12 protein-coding genes are annotated in these 18,187 nt (G+C 48.5%); all 12 read left to right on the top strand.

Annotation, left to right across the window (positions count from 1 at the left end; all coding sequences use genetic code 11):
• Positions 1–128 precede the first annotated feature (128 nt).
• Positions 129–2,633 (top strand): hypothetical protein, encoded by a 2,505-nt coding sequence (locus tag KDK18_RS06375; protein ID WP_257254035.1) that lies wholly within the window; start codon positions 129–131, stop codon positions 2,631–2,633.
• On the top strand, positions 2,617–3,351 hold the full coding sequence (locus KDK18_RS06370; RefSeq protein WP_257254034.1) for a hypothetical protein: 735 nt from the start codon (positions 2,617–2,619) through the stop codon (positions 3,349–3,351). Before KDK18_RS06375 ends, KDK18_RS06370 begins: the two co-directional genes overlap by 17 nt.
• A gap of 143 nt (positions 3,352–3,494) precedes the next feature.
• Positions 3,495–4,601, top strand: a complete 1,107-nt coding sequence (locus tag KDK18_RS06365) for a hypothetical protein (RefSeq protein ID WP_257254033.1) — start codon at positions 3,495–3,497, stop codon at positions 4,599–4,601.
• A 157-nt stretch (positions 4,602–4,758) separates the two neighbouring features.
• A complete protein-coding gene (locus KDK18_RS06360; RefSeq protein WP_257254032.1) occupies positions 4,759–6,489 on the top strand; it encodes a hypothetical protein in 1,731 nt (576 codons plus the stop codon).
• A gap of 215 nt (positions 6,490–6,704) precedes the next feature.
• Complete coding sequence (locus KDK18_RS06355) at positions 6,705–6,899, top strand: hypothetical protein (RefSeq protein WP_257254031.1); 195 nt, start codon at positions 6,705–6,707, stop codon at positions 6,897–6,899.
• Positions 6,900–6,915: 16 nt separating this feature from the next.
• Positions 6,916–8,673, top strand: coding sequence for a hypothetical protein (locus tag KDK18_RS06350; RefSeq protein WP_257254030.1), 1,758 nt, complete (start codon positions 6,916–6,918; stop codon positions 8,671–8,673).
• 138 nt (positions 8,674–8,811) lie between these two features.
• The gene (locus tag KDK18_RS06345; RefSeq protein ID WP_257254029.1) at positions 8,812–9,246 is read left to right on the top strand and encodes a hypothetical protein; all 435 of its coding nucleotides are present in this window, start codon (positions 8,812–8,814) and stop codon (positions 9,244–9,246) included.
• Positions 9,179–10,576 (top strand): hypothetical protein, encoded by a 1,398-nt coding sequence (locus tag KDK18_RS06340; RefSeq protein WP_257254028.1) that lies wholly within the window; start codon positions 9,179–9,181, stop codon positions 10,574–10,576. Before KDK18_RS06345 ends, KDK18_RS06340 begins: the two co-directional genes overlap by 68 nt.
• Positions 10,577–10,716: 140 nt before the next feature.
• Positions 10,717–13,074 (top strand): hypothetical protein, encoded by a 2,358-nt coding sequence (locus KDK18_RS06335; protein ID WP_257254027.1) that lies wholly within the window; start codon positions 10,717–10,719, stop codon positions 13,072–13,074.
• A gap of 108 nt (positions 13,075–13,182) precedes the next feature.
• On the top strand, positions 13,183–14,997 hold the full coding sequence (locus tag KDK18_RS06330; RefSeq protein WP_257254026.1) for a hypothetical protein: 1,815 nt from the start codon (positions 13,183–13,185) through the stop codon (positions 14,995–14,997).
• A gap of 164 nt (positions 14,998–15,161) precedes the next feature.
• Positions 15,162–17,090 carry a hypothetical protein gene (locus KDK18_RS06325; protein WP_257254025.1) on the top strand — a complete coding sequence of 643 codons (1,929 nt, stop codon included), beginning with the start codon at positions 15,162–15,164 and terminating at the stop codon, positions 17,088–17,090.
• Between the two features lie 170 nt (positions 17,091–17,260).
• Positions 17,261–18,187, top strand: a 927-nt coding sequence (locus KDK18_RS06320) for a hypothetical protein (RefSeq protein ID WP_257254024.1), incomplete at its 3' end; no start/stop codon positions are given.

Below are 18,187 nucleotides of genomic sequence, written 5' to 3'. Positions count from 1 at the left end.
AGAGTGACAATCAAAAGACAATATTCGTATAAATAATTACAGCCGGGCTTAAATGGTTTTTTAACGGTAAAGCACACTTACTTTCTTGATCTATCCTTCCTCTCTGTAAACCAGAACTCAAGGATAGAATGATTGAACACTCACTCCTTGCAGCACCGCAGTTACTGCTTCTTTTGTTGTCTGTCATCTGTCAGGCCCAACCGTTGACTGAACGTCATATTGTCGAGCTTGAACAGAATACAGCTTATCCAAACCATAGCTATTCTATAAAGCGTGGGCGGTATACCTTATCGGGCAATTTGTCAGTTATTGCCCACACAAACGGTTATACAGAACCAGATTCGCTGCCTGATGACAAACCACATAAATCCGGCGGTTACGGGGTCAAAACGCCTCTGAATGAACCGATTTCATGGCAATGGCTTTACGCCACCAGCCTGCTGGTAGGTTACCAACTGATCCTTACAACCAAAGACACCTCTCTTAGCTCCATCCCTTTTTCATGGCTGCCTATGGAAGTGGCTATCATCGTCGGCTGGCTTTTGAAAAGCCATGGGTACCACAATTCACCGTTCCCTCACCGGGTCGAACAACAAGACGTAAGTCACCCCCCCCTATTTGCCACGATCACTATGATGATGGATTCCGGACATAACCAATCACATGGCAAACCATCAGAATCATCCACTCAAGAAGCTCCGACAGCCATTCACCCTGAGAGTTTTTTCACTACCCTCTGGTATTCAGGCTCTGGCGAGGGTAGCGAAGATCCTCAACAAAACTTACATACTTTGGGTTTAAATTGTTTTATCTATCCCTGTCATGGCATTTGTCAATTACGACTATTCCGGGATCACAGAGAGCCTGATGAATGGCTGCTGAATTTCGAAGAAAATGGGTTGGACCTCACAGGAGCAACACCCGAGCAAAACCCATGTTCTCATTTGGCCTATGGATGCTGCTCTGGTCGCATAATTCACGTTGATCCGAACAGCGATGCAACCCTCAGGCAAGACGAGCTTTTGAAAGCACTCGATAATCCGGATCCTATGCATTCCGAATGCAACCCTGATCAACTATTTGAGTTGCTATTTGAGCCACAGGCCCATGACATTGACCGCAACCCAGACATTAGCGAAAACTCTATAGATGGGGTCGCCTCAGATGGGGTCGCCTCAAACTCAATGAGTGACGGGATAGTCTCTACAACTCCCCCTATCGGGCAACAAACCTGCGACGTGATAGTCGTTAAGAAATGTGGCCAGCTGCAGCCATGCGGGAAGCTCTTTCATGATGCCCGATCCCTATCACTTCACAAAAGCGAAGTCCACTGCGGACAAAAAATGTGTGACACGCCCGTGGTCCGGGAAGATGGCCAGCAGCAGACATGCGGAAGGGTCTGCAAAAATGCTCGAGCCTTGACATATCACAAAACAAGACACCACAACAGGCCACCAATCTGCGAGCAGACAGTGGTTGGCGAGGATGGCCAGCAGCGGTTATGCGGGAAGCTCTGCAAGAATACTAAAGCCCTGATCAGTCACAAAAGAAAAAAACACAACGAGCAGCAAATCTGTGAAGAAACAGTGGTCGGGGAAGATGGCCAGAGGTCGCCATGTGGAGCAGTCTGCAAGAATACTGAGTCTCTATCATCTCACAAAAGCACATACCACACTTTGCAACAAACCTGTAACGCCACCGTGATCGGGCAGGACGGCCAGCAGCGGCCATGCGGGCAAGCTTGCGAGAACGCTGCTGTCCTGTGGCTTCACAAGAGGGCCTTCCACAGCGGTCAACAAACCTGTGACGTAACTGTGGTGGGGAAGGATGGCCAGCCGCGGCCGTGTGGAAAGCTCTGCAAACATATTAAGTCTCTGACGGATCACAAAAGAAGATACCACACCGAACAAAAAATCTGTGACGAGACCATTGTCCGGGAAGATGGCCAGCAGCAGCCATGCGGGCTGGTCTGCAGGAGTACTTATGCCCTGTGGGCTCACAAAAGGGCTTTCCACAGTAGTGAGCAAACCTGTGACGAAACCGTGGTTGGGAAGGATGGCCAGCAGCAGCCATGCAAGATACTCTGCAAAAATATGCAGGCTCTGACGGAACACAAAAGAAGATACCACACCGGACAACAAATCTGTGACTTGACCCTGTTCCGGAAAGATGGCCAGCAGCAACCATGCGGGAAGGTCTGCAAAAGTGCCAGAACCCTCTCGGATCACAAAAGAAGAATCCACGGAGGGCTAAAAACCTGTATTAAAACAGTCGTCGGGGAAGATGGTCAGGAGTTTCTGTGCGGGAAGATCTGCAATAATCCTCAGGCCCTGTCGGATCATATAAGAAGAACCCACACAGGACAAACAATCTGTGACATAACAGTTGTCGACAAAGATGGACAACCGCAGCCATGCCGTAAGCTCTGCAAGAGTGCTCAAGCCCTGACAGAACACAAAAGAAGAGCCCACACCAAACAAGCAATCTGTGACATGACAGTGGTCGGGAAAGATGGACAACCGCGACCATGCCTAAGGCTCTGCAAGAGTGCTCGAGTCCTGGAGGAACACAAAAGAAGGCGTCACAAACGCAAGTTTGTTGATATGGGCGAGAACGATGACCTCAATCCTTGATCTGACACCCACCCTGATTATGAGGGACAAAATGATTAAACACTTACTCTATGCGGCACCACTGTTGCCGATATTTTTGTCGTCTGTCGCCTATCAGGCCGAACCGTTGACGGAATATTTTATTGTCGACTTTAAACAGAATACAGTTTTTTCAAACCCGGGCTTTTCTATAGAACCTGCCCCACATAGCTTGTCGGGCAGACCGTCAGTTGTTGCTGACACAAACAGCTGTGCAGGATCAGACTCACCTCCTGGTGACAAACCACATAGATCTCGCGGTTACAGTGTCAAAAAGCCCATGATTGAGTCGATTTCCTGGCAGTTGCTTTACGCAACCGACCTGCTGGTTGGTTACAAACTGATCCTGACCTGCAAAGAGGCCTCCCGGAGCTCTACCCCTCATTCATCCCTACCCGAAGCGGTTGTCGCTATCGGTTCGCTTTTAAGACGTTATTGGTACCTCGATTCATCGATGTTTGCCCCGATTGAAGAACAAATTGAACAACAAGAGGCAAGTCAGGAGAACCCCTTTGCGATCACCACTATGATGTTTGGCTCCGGACAAGCCCGACAGCAGGGTCGGCCACCAGAATCATCGGGACAACCAGTCCGGCAAACCACGCCCCACCCCACAGACTATTTCGCCAGCTTCCCCTATTATGACTTTGACGACGGCAACGGCCCCCCCCCCCCAAACACCTGCATACCTTCGGTTTAAATTGTTTCGTCCATCCCTGTTACGGTGTTTGTCAATTCCGATCATCATTCGATATCAGAGAGTCTGATGAATCGCTGTTCAATTTCTTAGAAAACAGGTCAGACCCGACAAGAACAACACCCGAACAAAGCTCATGCCCTTATTTGGCTAATGAACGCGGCTACCATTACCTGAGTCATTCAGGTCCTCAAAAGTCTGCACAGCCCAAGCAAGCTGATCTTGTCAAAACATTGAGTTTTCTCATTCCCATTGAAATCAAGCGCAATTTTGACCCGTTCTCTGAGTCAGAGGCCCATGGTATGGGTATGGGTGGCAACCCAGCTGACAGCCGCAACCCTTCAGGCTTAATGAGAGCCGCGGTAGCCTCTGTAACGGCCCCTGACTGGCAACTAACCTGTGACGTGATAGTGGTCGGGGAGGATGACCAGCTAAAGCCATGTGGGGCAGTCTGCAATAATCCTAAAGCCCTTTCATCTCACAAAACCAGAGCCCACACACGGCAAAAAACCTGTGACGTAACTGTGGGTTGGGAATATGGCCAGCCAGTGCCGTGCGGGATGGTCTGCAAGAATGCTAATACTCTGTGGGATCACAAAATAAGAGTACACACCGGGCAACAAACCTGTGACACGACAGTGATTGAGGAAAATGGCCAGCAGCGGCCGTGCGGGAGGATCTGCGAGAATGTTAAGGCCCTGTCGTGTCACAAAAGCAAAGCCCATTCTGGACAAAAAATCTGCAACGTGAAAGTGTTCGGGAAAAATGGCCAGCAGCAGCCATGCGGGACGGTCTGCAAGAATGCTGGAGAGCTGTCGGATCACAAAATCAGAATCCACAGCGTTCAAAAAACCTGTGAAGTAATAGAGGTCGGGGAAAATGGGCAGCAGCGACGATGCGGGAAGGTATGCAAGAATGCTAAAGCTTTGTCGAATCATAAAAAAAATACCCACATCGGGCGACATACCTGTGACGCGACAATGATCGGAGAGGACGGCCATCAGCGACCATGCGGGAGGGCCTTCATAAGTAATAAATCTCTGTCGGCTCACAAATCAAAAGTCCACAGTGGAGCAAAAACCTGTGACCTTATCGTCGTCGGAGAGAATGGCCGTCAGCAATCCTGCCGGACGGTCTGCCAGAATGCGCTAGCCCTGATGAATCACAAAAAAAAAACACATCAAAAACGCAAGCACAATAATGTAGACCAGAATGGTGAACTCAGGCTTAAAACAGGCAAAGCAAATAAGTAATGCCAGCCCTTTCATGAGGCTTTGACCGATACCAACTTTGTCTTTTAAGAAGGCCTTCGAAACAAAAACACACTTATTATCTTGATCTATCCTTCCTCTCTACCGTCTGGAATGCGGGGATAAAATTATTAAACATTCATTCTTTCCGATACCGCTGTTGCTGATACTGGTATCCTCTGTCGTTTGTCAGGCAGAGCTTCTTATTGTTGAGTTTAAAGAGAATGCAGTTTTTCCAGGACAGAGCTTATCTATAAAGTGTGGCCTGCATAGACTGCCGGGCAGCCAGATAGCCTTTGCCGACATAAACATCCATGCAAGATCGGACTCACCGCCTGAAGACAGGCCAGACACATCTGGCCGTTACGGGGTCATGACACCCCTTATTGAGCCGATTTCGTGGCAGTTACATTACGCGTCTCATCTACTGGTTGGTTACGAACTGCTGATCCTGACAACCAAAAACGCTCTTCCAGGCGCAGCCCCTTGTTCATGGCTGCCTTTAGAAGCGTTTGTCGCTATCGGTCGGCTTTTAGGAAGTTATTGGGACACCGATTCACCGCTGTTGAACCCGATTGAGCAACACACTGAACAAAAAGAGGTGAGTCAGGATAATCCGTTTGTGATCACCACTATGATGTTTGGTTCTGGACAACCCCTGCAGCAAGGCCAGACATCAGGACCGTTCGTCCAGGAAAACACAGCAGCAGCTTCCTTCACTGGAAGTTCTTTCAATCATCCCCTATATTCTGACTCTGGCGGCGGTAACGCAGGCCCTCAACATCACTCACATACCTTGGGTTTAAATTGTTTCATTCACCCCTGTCATGGCGTTTGTCAATTCCGACCATCATCCAATAACGGAGGACCTGATGAATGGCTGCAGAACTCCGAAGAAAATTTCCCAGACCACAAGGTAGCCAGCCTCGAACAAAGCTCATGCCCACATCTTGCTAACGGGCGCTGCTTTAGTTGCATAAGTCATTTTGATCCTGAAAACTCTGGCTACTCTTACCAACAAGACGAACTTTTCGAAGCATTCGATTATTTCGCCCCGATTCAACTCCAATACATTAATGACACCCCTGTTCACTCAATGATTACCGGTTCAGTTCTTATAAATGACGCCCCTTTCGGGCGACAAGCCTGTGATGTGCCCGTGACCGGAGAAGATGGCCCGCAGAAAACATGCGGAAAGGACCACAAGAATGCCCGGTCTCTGCCGACTCACAAACGCAAAATCAACAAGAGTAAGAAAACCTGTGACGTGATCGTGATCGGGGAAGATGGTCAGCCGCGGCCATGCGGAAAAGCCTGCATACATTATCTGGCTCTGTCCTATCACAAAAGAAGGGACCACAGCGGGCAACAAATCTGTGACGTCATTGTGATCGCAGAGAACGGTCAGCAGCGTCCATGCGAAAAGGTCTGTAAGAATGCCAAGGCCCTGACGGATCACAAAAGCAAGTACCACACCGGGCAAAAAGTCTGTGACGTGATCGTGGGCACAGAAGATGGTCGGCATCGGCCATGCTGGCTGATTTTCGACAATGCAAAAAAACTCTCGGATCACAAAAGAAAATGCCACACCGGGCAAAAAACCTGTTGGGTGTCCGTGGTCACAGAGGATGGCCATCAGCGGCCGTGCGGAAAACTCTGCAACAATGCCCGCGACCTGTTGGTTCACAAAAGAAGACACCATTGTGTGCAAAAAGCCTGTGAGCTAACCATGGTCGGGGAAGACGGCGATCGGGGGCCATGCGGAAAGCTCTGCAAGAATGATCATGCCCTGTCGGAACACATAAGAACTCATGGAAAACGCAAGCGCCTTGATGTGAACCAGAACGATGACCTCAATCCTTTAGCTGAGCCAACCTTTCTCGAGAGATAGAATTATTAAACACTCACTCCTTGTGACACCGCTATCGAAAACGCAAACCTGTTGATGTGAAACAGAAAGGCTTTGACAGAAAAGCATACTTATTCTCTTGATCTATCCTTCCTATCTGTAAATCAAAATGCAAGGATAGAATTATTAGACGTTCACTCTTTGCGGTACTGCTGTTTCAACTACAGTTGTTACATGTCGTCTGTCAGGCCAAACCGTTGAAAGAACGCTTCGTTGTCGCGATTCAACAAAATGCTGGTTATCCAAACCAAATCATTTCTATAGGACATGGCCTGCATTCACTGCCGGTTGTCCTCTCAGACATTGCCGACATGCACGGCTTTGGAGGATCAGATCCACCGCCTGATGTCAAAGATCACGGCGGTTACGGGGTAATCCCCCCCCCTCATTGAATCGATTTCATGGCAGTTGCGTTACGCTACTCACCTGCTGGTGGGTTACGCACCGTTCCTGACCACCGGAGATTCCCCTCCAGACTCGAGCCATTATTCATGGTCATCTGAAGAAATGGTTGTCGCTCTCGGCTGGCTTTTAAAAAGTTATTGGAACCCCGATTTACTGTCATTTAACCCAATTGAACAACACATTGAACAACAAGAGGTGAATCAGGATCAGTCGTTTCCGACCATCACTATGGTTTTTGGCTCCAACCCCGGATGTGACCGGCAACAATACCCGCCATCAGAATCATCCAGTCAGCAAGCCCCAAAAGCCACCAGCTACGTCACAGGCTATTTCACCAGTCTTCTGTACTCTGACTCTGACGGCGGTAGCGGAGACCCCCAACAACACTCACATACTTTGGGTTTAAATTGTTTCGTCCATCCCTGTCATGGTGTTTGTCAATTCCAACCATCAGGAGCATTTCCCGGACAAAGCTCATGCCCCCATTTGACCAATGGACACTGCTTTAGTTGCATGTGTTATTTTGATCCTGAAAACAATGAACATGTCCAAAATAAATCACCTTGCAAAACATTAAATAACTTTATACCACTCGATTATGATATGCCTACAGACTGGAATGAGCCTTCCACCACAAATGTTTTTGAGGTCATGAAGGGGTCAATCGAACTGAATCGTCTTCTCGAAGAAACTGACATGGCTTCTACGCTCAACCAGCCAGCCATCACTCAAGCCCCGGTAACCCACGGGGATGCTGTACCTGGAACGACACATCGCGAGCAAGACCTCTCGGTTCACAAAAGCAACGACCACAGCAAGCAAAAAAACTGTTGCATTACCATAGTCTGTGAGAGTGGCCAGTCGCAGACGTGCGGAAAGGTCTTCGTGAGTGCCAAATCCCTATGGGATCACAAAAAAAGAGCCCACAGCGAGCAACAAGCCTGTAAAGCCACTGTGGTCGATAAGGATGGACAGTTGCAGCCATGCGGAGCAGTATGCAAGAACGCTCGATCTCTGACGGTTCACAAAGCCAGATACCATACCGGGCAAAAAACCTGTGAAGTGACAGTGACCGGAAAGCACAACCAACAGCAGCCATGCGGGACAGTCTGCAAGAATGCCCAAATGCTGTCGGATCACAAAAAACAAGCCCATGTAGAGCAACAAACCTGTGACGTGACAGTGAGCGGTGCGGATGGTCAGCCGCGACCGTGCGGGTCGGTCTGTAAGAATGCCCGATGCCTGTCATCTCACAAGACCAAATACCATACCGGGCAAAAAACCTGCAACCTGACAGTGATCGGGAAAGATGGCCAGCTGCGACTATGCGGAAAGCTTTGCGAAAATAATCAATCTCTTACGAATCACAAACTAAGGGAACATGGCGGGCGACAAACCTGTGGCTTAACAGTGGTCGGGAAGGATGGCCGACCGCGAGCATGCGGGACAGTCTCCAAGAATATTCAGTCTCTCATGGCTCACAAAAGCAAATACCACAGAGGGCAAAGAATCTGTGAGGTGGCCGTGATTGGTGAGGATGGCCAGCAACGTCCATGCGGAAAGGTCTGCAAGCATTCCCAACATCTTTCGTACCACAAAATAAGGGAACACAGCAGGCAAAAAGTCTGTGGCCCTAAAATGGTTGGGGTGGATGGCCAGCCACGACCATGTGGAACAGGCTGCAAGAATGCTCTTGCCCTGAAGCAACACAAAAGAAGTCACCGAAAACGCAAGTCTGCTGATGTAGAGCAAAACCAATAAAGTGTTACCCGGAGCAAACTCTGTCATTTGACAGGAGGCCTTTGAGAAAAGAGTCTATTTAGTTTCTTGATCTATCCTTCCTCTCACTAAAACAGAGTAAAGGACGGAATTATTAAAAACTCACTCTTTGCGGCACCGATGTTGTTCCTACTGACGTTGTCTGTCGTCTGTCATTCTAAACCCTTAGCAAGACATTTTTTTTCCGGGCTTGAACGGAAAACAGGTTTTCCAAACCTGCGTTTCTCTACACAGCGTGATCGTTGTGCATTGCCAGACAACCCGTCAGTTATCGTCAATACAAACGTCTATACAGGATCAAATTCACTAACTGATGACAAAGCGAGGGAATCTCGCGGTTACGGGGCTGAAACCATCTTTATCGAATCGATTTCATGGCAATGGCTTTACGCTACTGAGCCTCTGGTTAGTTGCGAACTTATCCTGACAACCAAGGAAGCCTCTCTTAGCTCTATTCCTTATTCGTGGTTACCACCTGTAAAGGGGCTTGTCGCTGTCAGGTGGCTTCCGGGTCGCTACTGGAACTCCGCCCCCCCCACTGGTGAACCCGATTGAGCAACAAGAGGCAACATTCATGCTGACAGAGGGGGATCAAGCATTTGCAGCAATCACAATGATGTTTGGCTCTGGAAATAACCAGCATGCCTACCAGCAACAAGGCCAGCCATCAGAATCATCCGGCCAGCGGGCCCCGTTAGTCAGAGGTTATTTCACTAACCTCTTGTATTCTAGCTCTGATGACGGCGACGAAGACCCTCAACAACACCAACATACTCTGGGTTTAAACTGCTTCGTCCATCCCTGTCATGGCGTTTGTGAATTCCTACTGTCATCCGACACCAGAGGGTCAGCAGAATGGCCACTGAATTCCAGACAAAGCTCACACCCACACATGGCGAATGAATGCTGCTCGAGTTGTATAAGACCATTTGATTCTGAAAATACTGCACTCTCAATAAATGCAGGGACTGACTATACAACTGCTGCCGAGCCGCTCAGGCACGATGCGCCAATGTCCGGAAATACGCCTTCCAGCGCTATGGAATCTGCGAGCATTGATCAGTCACCTGCTCTAAAGGATCTTTTCGAAGAAGTCGGGACTTCCACCTCGCTTACCTGGACAGACACATTGCAAGTCCTGTCGGATCATAAAATAAAATGCAGCAACGAACGCAAAATCTGTACCATGCCTGTGCTCGAGAAAGGTTGCCAGCCGCGGCTATGCTGGAAGCTCTGCAAGAATGATCATGCCCTGGCAACTCACAAAAGCAGATACCACTCTGGACAGAAAACCTGTCACGTGACCGTGATCGGGGAGGATGGCCAGCCGCGTCTCTGCAGAAAGGTTTGCAAGAATACTCTGGCCCTGTCAACTCACAGAAGAAGAGACCATAGCAAGCAAGAAACCTGTGACGTGATCCTGACCGGTATCGATGGTACGTCTCAGCCATGCGGGAAGGCCTGCAAAAGTGCTCAAGCTCTGTCGACGCACAAAAGAAGAGACCACAGCGGAGAACAAACCTGTGACGTGACTATGATCGCGAAGGATGGCCAGCTTCGGACGTGCGGGAAGGTCTACAAGAGTGCTGAGGCTTTGACGCTTCACAAAAGCCGATACCACAGCGGGCAACAGATCTGCTACAAGACCGTGATCGCAGAGGAAGGCCAGCCGCAGCCATGCGGAAGAGTGTGCAAGAATGCTTGTGCTTTGCAGGATCACAAAAGAAAAGAACACACCGGGCAACAAATCTGCGACTTAACAGTGGTCGGGGAGGATGGCCAGCTGCGGCCGTGCGGGAAGACCTGCAAGAATGCTCATGCCCTTTCGGAGCACAAAAGAAGACACCGAAAACGCAAGCCTGTTGATGTAAAGCAAAACGAATGAGGTTGACCCGGTGCAGACTCTGCCTTTTAACAAAAGGCCTTTGAGAAAAGAGTAGATTTCATTTCTTGACCTATCCTTCCTCTCTGTACACCAGAGGAAAGGATAGAATTATTAAAATCACATTCTTTGCGCCACTACTGTTGCTTATACTGGCATTGTCTGTCGTCTGTCAGTCTGAAACGTTGACAAGACACTTTGTTGTCGAGCCTGAACAAAAAACAGGTTCTCTAAACCAGTGCTTTTCTATAAAGTGTGACAGGCGGATATTGCCAGAAAACCCATCAGTTATTGCCAATACAAACGTCTATACAGGATCAAATTCAGCACCTGATAACGAACTGAAAATATCTGGCGGTTACCGGGCAAAAACCATCCTCAGTAAATTGATTTCATGGCAATGGCTTTACACTACTGAGCTTCTGGTTGGTTACGAACTTATCCTTAAAGCCAAAGACGCCTCTCTGAGCACCACCCCTTATTCATCGCTACCTGTAGAAGGCCTTGTCGCTGTCGGCTGGCTTTTAAGTGGCTATTGGAACCTCGATTCGTCGCAGTTTAACCCGGTTGAACAACAAGCGACAACATCTATGCTAACACAGGGAGATCATACATTTGTCACCATCACAATGATGTATGGCTCTGGGAATCACCAACATCCCTATCAACAACAAGACCAGCCATCAGAATCATCCGACCGGCAGGCCCAGGTAGCCACAAGCTATTTCAATAGCCTCTTGTATTCCCTCTTTGATGACGATAACAGAGCCCCTCAACAACACCAACATACTTTGGGCTTAAACTGTTTCATCCATCCCTGTCATGGCGTTTGTCAATTCCGACCATCACCCGACACCAGAGAACCAGCAGAATGGCTTCTGAATTTCGGACAAAGCTTATATCCGCATTTGGCTAATGAACACTGCTTTAGTCGCATAATACAATTTGATTCTGAAAACACTGCACACTCAACAAGTGCAGGGGCAAACTATGCAACTGACCCTGAGCCACTCAGGTATGTTTCGCCAATGTCTGGAAATGAGCCTTCCGGCGCTGAAGAATCTGCGGGCATGAATGGGTCATCCGTTCTTAAGAATCTTTTCGAAGAAGTCGGTACTTCCACTTCGCTTATCAGGACAGGCACATTACAAGCCTTGTCGGATCACAAAAAAAAATACGACCACGAACAAAAAATCTGTATCGTGACCCTATTCGAGGAGGATGGCCAGCAGCGAATATGTGGGAAGCTCTGCAAGAATGCCAATGCGCTATCGTCTCACAAAAGTTCATACCACAGGGGGCAAAGGATCTGTGACGTGGTAGTGATCGGGGAGGATGGCCAGCAGCAGCCTTGCAGGAGAGTTTGCAAGAATAGTCAAGCCCTGAGAGATCATAAAAGAACAGAGCACTCTGAGGAACAAACCTGTGACAGGACAGTGATCATGGAGGAAGGCCGACAACGCACATGTGGGATGACCTTCAAGAATCCTAAAATCTTGTCGTACCACAAAAGAAGAGACCACTCCGGGCCACAGTCCTGTCACATGACCTTGGTCGGTGAGGATGGCCAGAAGCGGCCATGCGGGACAATCTGCAAGAGTGCACAAACCTTGATTGAGCACAAAAGACTAAAACACACTGGTTCAAAAACCTGTGACATAACCGTTATCAGAGAGAATGGTCTGCAGCAGCCATGTGGAACGGTCTGCATTAGTTCTCACGCCCTGTCGATTCACAAAACAAGATACCACTCCGGACCGAAGACCTGTTACACGACCGTGATCAATCAGGATGGCCAGCAGCCATGCATGATAGTCTGCAGGAATAATCAAGCCCTGAGAGATCACAAAAGAAAAGCGCACACTGGGCAACAAATCTGTGACAGGACGGTGATCATGGAGGATGGTCAGCAACGGCCATGCGAAACGGTCTGCAAGAATGCTAAAGCCCTATCGACTCACAAAACCAGATACCATAACGGGCCACAGACCTGTGTTATGGCCGTGGTCGGTCAGGATGGCCAGCAGCAGCCATGCGGGATAGTCTGCAAGAATGGCCAGGCCCTGAGGGATCACAAAAGACAAAAGCACATCGTGCAACAAACCTGTAACCTGTTCAGGGTCGGGGAGGATGGTCAGCAGAGGCCATGCAAGAAGGTCTGCAACGGTGTTCAAGCCCTGTCGGATCACAAAAGAAGACAACACACCGGGCAACAAACCTGTAACCTAACCATGGTCGGGAAGGATGGCCAGCTGTGGACATGTGGAACGGTCTGTAAGAGTGCTAAAAGCCTGTCCGATCACAGAAGAAAAAAACACTCCGGGCAGCGAACATGTGACGAGACCATGGTCGGGGAGGATCGCCAGCAGAGACTATGCGGAAAGGTCTGCAAGAACACTAAAACACTTTATGAACATAAAAAAAAACACCGAAAACGCAAGCCTGTCAATGCAGATCAGGACGATGAACTCAGCCCTCCGGAATTTAAAGTAAATAAATAACTAACGATCTGATCAGACACCATTAATTATGAATTGATCTATCCTTTCTCTTTGTGAACCGAAGGCTGGGATAGAATTATTAAACACCCACTCTATGCGGCACCGCTGTTGCTGCTACTGTCTGTCGTCTGTCAGGCTCAATCGGTGACAAGACATTTTGTTAATGAACCTGAACATAAAACAAGTTCTCCAGACCAGTGCTTTTCTATAAAGCGCGCCCGGCATAGATTGCCAGACCATCCATCAGTCATTGCCAATAAAACCGGCCATAGAGCATCAGATTTACCGCCTGACGACAAGCCAAAGGAACCTGACGCTTATGGGGTAAAAACCGCCCTTGTTAATTCGATTACGTGGCATTGGCTTTACGCCGACCATCTGCTGGTTAGCTTCGAACTGATCCTGATCATCAAAGATGCCTCACTATATTCCGCCACTTATTCATGGCAACCTGTAGAAGTGGTTTTCGTTGTCGCTGCCGTCTGGCTTTTCAAAAGCTATCGAAACTCAGGTTCGCTTCTGCTTAGCCCGGTTGGACAACCTAACCCAATTGAACAACGAGACGCGAACCAGAATTACCCACTTGCCACCATCATTTTGATGTCGGACTCTGCACAAAACCAGCAACAATGCCAGCCATCGGAATCATCGGGCCAGTTCGCCACGAAAGCCACCGCCCGCCCTTCAGGCTCTCTCACTCGCTTCCATAATACTGGGTATAGCGGCGGTAGCGGAGGCCCTGAACAAGACCAACATACTTTAGGTTTAAATTGTTTTTTCTATCCCTGTCATGGCGCTTGTCAATTTCGACCATCATTCGAGAGCGGTGAGCCAACTGAGTGGCCATTGAATTCCGAACAAAGCTCATGCCCTCATTTGGCTAATGGACGCTGCTTCAGCTGCTTAAGTCAATTGGACTCTGAACACACTGAACACCCAATGTATACAGGTGCAGACTTTACAGCTTACCTCGCCGGGTCGTTCAATTATAATGCGCCTACGCCCGATAATGAGCCTCTCAGCACGAATGAATCTGCGGTCACTACCAGGTCACCCACTTTTCAGAGTTTTTTCGAAGAAACCGGAATTTCTAGCAGGCCCACCCAGACAGACACACCACAGGACCCGACAGCACCTGAGAATGCTGTATTTGGAACGATACATTGTCAACAATCCCTATCGGATCACAAAATAAAATACGACATCAGACTACTAGCCTGTAACATGACCGTAGTTGGGAAGGAGGGTCGGCATCAGCCATATGGAATGGTCAGCAAGAATGATCAACCCCTGTCGCTTATCGAAAGAAGAGAGCAAAACGAGCCAAAAACCTGTGACGTGGCCGTGGTCGATGGGGATGGCCAGCGGCGGCTATGCAGAACAATCTGCAGGAGTCTCAAAGCCCTGCCAGATCACAAAAGAAGACAGCATACTGCACGAAAAACGTGTAACGTGATCGTGGCCGGGGAGGATGGTCAAAAGAGGCCATGCGGGAAGATCTGCAACAATACACAAGCCTTGTCGGATCACAAAAGAAGACATCACACCGACCAACGGACCTGTGACGTAACCGTGGTCGGCAAGGATGGCCAGCCGCGGCCATGTGGAACGGTCAGCAAAAGTGCTAAAAGCCTGTTAGATCATAAAAGAAGAAAACACTCCGGGCAGCGAACCTGTAACAAGATTGTGGTCGGAGAGGATAGCCAGCAGAGATTATGCGGGAAGGTCTGCAAGAACCCTCAATCTCTTTCGGATCACAAAAGAATACACCATTCCGGGCAACAAACCTGTGACGTAACCATGGTCGGGGAGAATGGCCAGCAGCGACCATGCGGAAAGATCTGCAAGAACACTAAAACCCTGTATGAACATAAAAAAAGACACCGAAAACGCAAGCCTGTCGATGTTCAACAGTACGATTAACTCAGCCTTCCGGAAAGTTAAGTAAATAAGTAACGACTTGATCAGAGACCACTTCAATCATCAAGTGGTCTATTCTTCCTCTCTGTATAGCAGAACGCAGGGATAGAATTATTAAACGTTCACTCTTTGTAGCACCATCATTACTTCTGCTAATGTTGTTGTCCGTGATCTGCCACGCCCAACCATTAACAGAACGTTATACTGTCGAGCTTGAACGGAAAACATCTGTTCCCAACCCACGCTTTTCTATAAAGTGTGACCGTCGTACATTGCCGGGAAGCACTTCCGATATTTCCGACACCAGCGACTATGCAGGATCAGACTCGCCATCTGACAAAAAACACAACAGATCTGGCGGTTACGGGGTCAAAACGCCCCTCATTGAGTCGGCTTCGTGGCAATTATTTTACGCTACTTTTGTGCTGGTGGGTTACGAACGGATGCTTACCACCAGAAATGCCCCTCTCAGTTCCACCCCTTATTCATGGCTACCTGCAGAAGTGGTTGTAGCTGTCGGTTGGCTTAAAACAAGCTATCCTCTCCTTGATTCACCACTGTTTAACACGATTAAACAATCGATCGTACAACCAGAGACAAGTCAGGATCACTCGTTTACCACCATCACTATGATGTTGGGTAGCGGACAAGACCAACAACAAGACCTGCCATTTGAATCATGGGAATCTCAAGCCACTGCCGACCATACAGGCTTTTTCACTCATCTCACGTATTATGATCATGACCATGGCGACGGTGACGGAGGCCCTGAACAACATCAACATACTTTCGGTTTAAATTGTTATGTCCATCCTTGTTATGGCGTTTGTCAATTCCGACCATTATCTGACAGCGGAGGGTCAGCTGAATTGCCACTGAATTTTGAACAAAGCTCATCTCCTCATTTGTCTGACGGACTTTGCTTTAGCTGCATCAGTCATTCTGATTCTGAAAGTGCTGCGCACCCAATGAGTTCAGGGACAGACTATACAACTGACCCTACCGGGCCGGTCCATGATGATGTGCCAGAGCCCTGGACTTTGCCTTTCCGGACTGATGTATTTGAGGGCATTAATGGGTCAAACACTCTTCAGAGTCTTCTTGAAGAAATCGGAATTTCCATTACGCATACTCAGACAGACACATTACAAACTCCAACAGCACCTGATAATTTCATAACCGGAACGACACATTGCCAGGGAACTCAGTCGGATCGCAGAATAAAATACGACAACAAACAACAAATCTGTGACATAACCGTGATCGGAGAGGATGGCCAGCCGCGGCCATGCGGGAAGGTCAGCAAGAATACTAATGCCCTGTCAAGTCATAAAAGCAAATACCACACTGGGCGAAAAACCTGTCACATGGCACTGATCGGGCAGGATGGTCGTCAGTGGCGATGTGGGAGGGTCTGCAAGAATGCTCAAGCCCTGACGCTTCACAAAAGAAGAGAGCATTCTGGGCAACAAACCTGCAGGCTGACAGTGGTCGGGGAGGATGGCCAGCCGCGGCCATGCGGGACGATCTGCAAGAATGCTGTGGCTATGGCGGCTCACAAAAACAAATGCCACACCGGGCAACAAATCTGCAACGTTATAACGGTCGGGAAGGATGGCCAGCCGCAGCAATGCGGGAAAGTCTGCAGCAATGCTAAAACCCTTTCGGGACACAAAAACAGGAAACATAGCGAGCAAAAAACTTGTGTCGCAACTTTAATCACAAAAGATGGCCAACAACGGCCTTGCGGAAAGGTCTGCAGCAATGTCCAGGCTCTGTCGGTTCATAAAAGAAGATACCACACAGGGCCAAAAAGCTGTGACGTGACCGTATTCGGGCAGGATGACCAGCCGCAGCCATGCGGGACATTCTGCAAGAACCTTCAAGCCTTGAAGGATCACAAAAGAAGACACCACAGCAAGCAACAAATCTGTAACATAACCGTGATCGGGAAGGATGGTCAGCAGCGACGATGCGGGAAGGTCTGCAACAACGCTATAGCCTTTACGGATCATAAAAGAATACATCGAAAACGCACGTCCGCAGATGAGCACCCGGAGTATGACTCCAATCTCAAGAAGTCAGAATATAAGTAATGATCTGATTAGACATCACTCCGATCATGAGCGTCAGCAGTTTGCCGCAAGGCAAACCACTTTGCAGATACTTTTTGCCCAGAGCAACTTTTGGTTTTTAACAAAAAGTTATTGGCAGAAAAATACATTTATTTTCTTGTTCTATCCTTCCTCTCTGTATACAAGAATGCATGGATAGAATTATTGAACACTCTCTCTTTGCTGCAACACTATTGCTGATGTTGTTGTCTGTCGTCTGTCATGCCGAACCCTTGACAGAACGCTTTATTGTCGAGCTTGAAAAAAATGCAGTTTTTCATAACCAGAGCTTTTCTATGAAGAGTGACCAATGTACATTGCTGCGCGACCCATCAAACATTGCCAACACAGACGACTGTGCAGGACCGGACTCGCAGCCTGATGACAAGCCCCGGAAAGCTGGCGGCAATCGGGCAAAATCGACCATTATTGAATCGATTTCGTGGGACTTGCTTTACACCACACATCTGCTCGCTGGTTGCGTAATGATCCTGACCACCAGAGACGCCCCTCTATGTCTCAACCCCTTTTTATGGATACCTCCAGGAGAGGTTACCACTATCGGTTGGCTTTTAAAAAGCCGTTGGAACCCCGATTCACCGTCGTTTAGTTCTGTTGAAAAACCAATTGAACAACAAGAGGTGAGCCAGAGTCACACGTTTGCGACCATTACTATGATGTATGGCTTTGGAGAAGACTCACAACAAAACCAGCCATCAAAATCATCCGTTCAGGAAACCACAACAGTATCCCCCTACCCTGGAGAATCATTCAATCATCTTCGGTATTCTGACTCTGACGGAGGGGACGCAGGCCCTCAACAACATTCTCATACTTTGGGTTTAAATTGTTTCGTCCACCCCTGTCATGGCGTTTGTGATTTACGAGAATCATCTGAGAGCAAAGAGCCAGCTGAATGGTCTATGAATTGCGGACAAAGTTCATGCTCTCATCTGGCCAACGGGCTCTGTTTCAGTTGCATGGGTCATTTTGTTCCTTTAAACAGTACACATTGCCAACAAATCCCGCCTCTAAAAATATGGGATGATATCCCTGCCATTATGAGTCAATACGATTCT

The sequence above is a fragment of the Endozoicomonas sp. SESOKO3 genome (assembly GCF_024606255.1).
The sequence above is the reverse complement of the archived record's forward strand: the minus strand, read 5'-3'. Positions and strand labels throughout refer to the sequence as shown.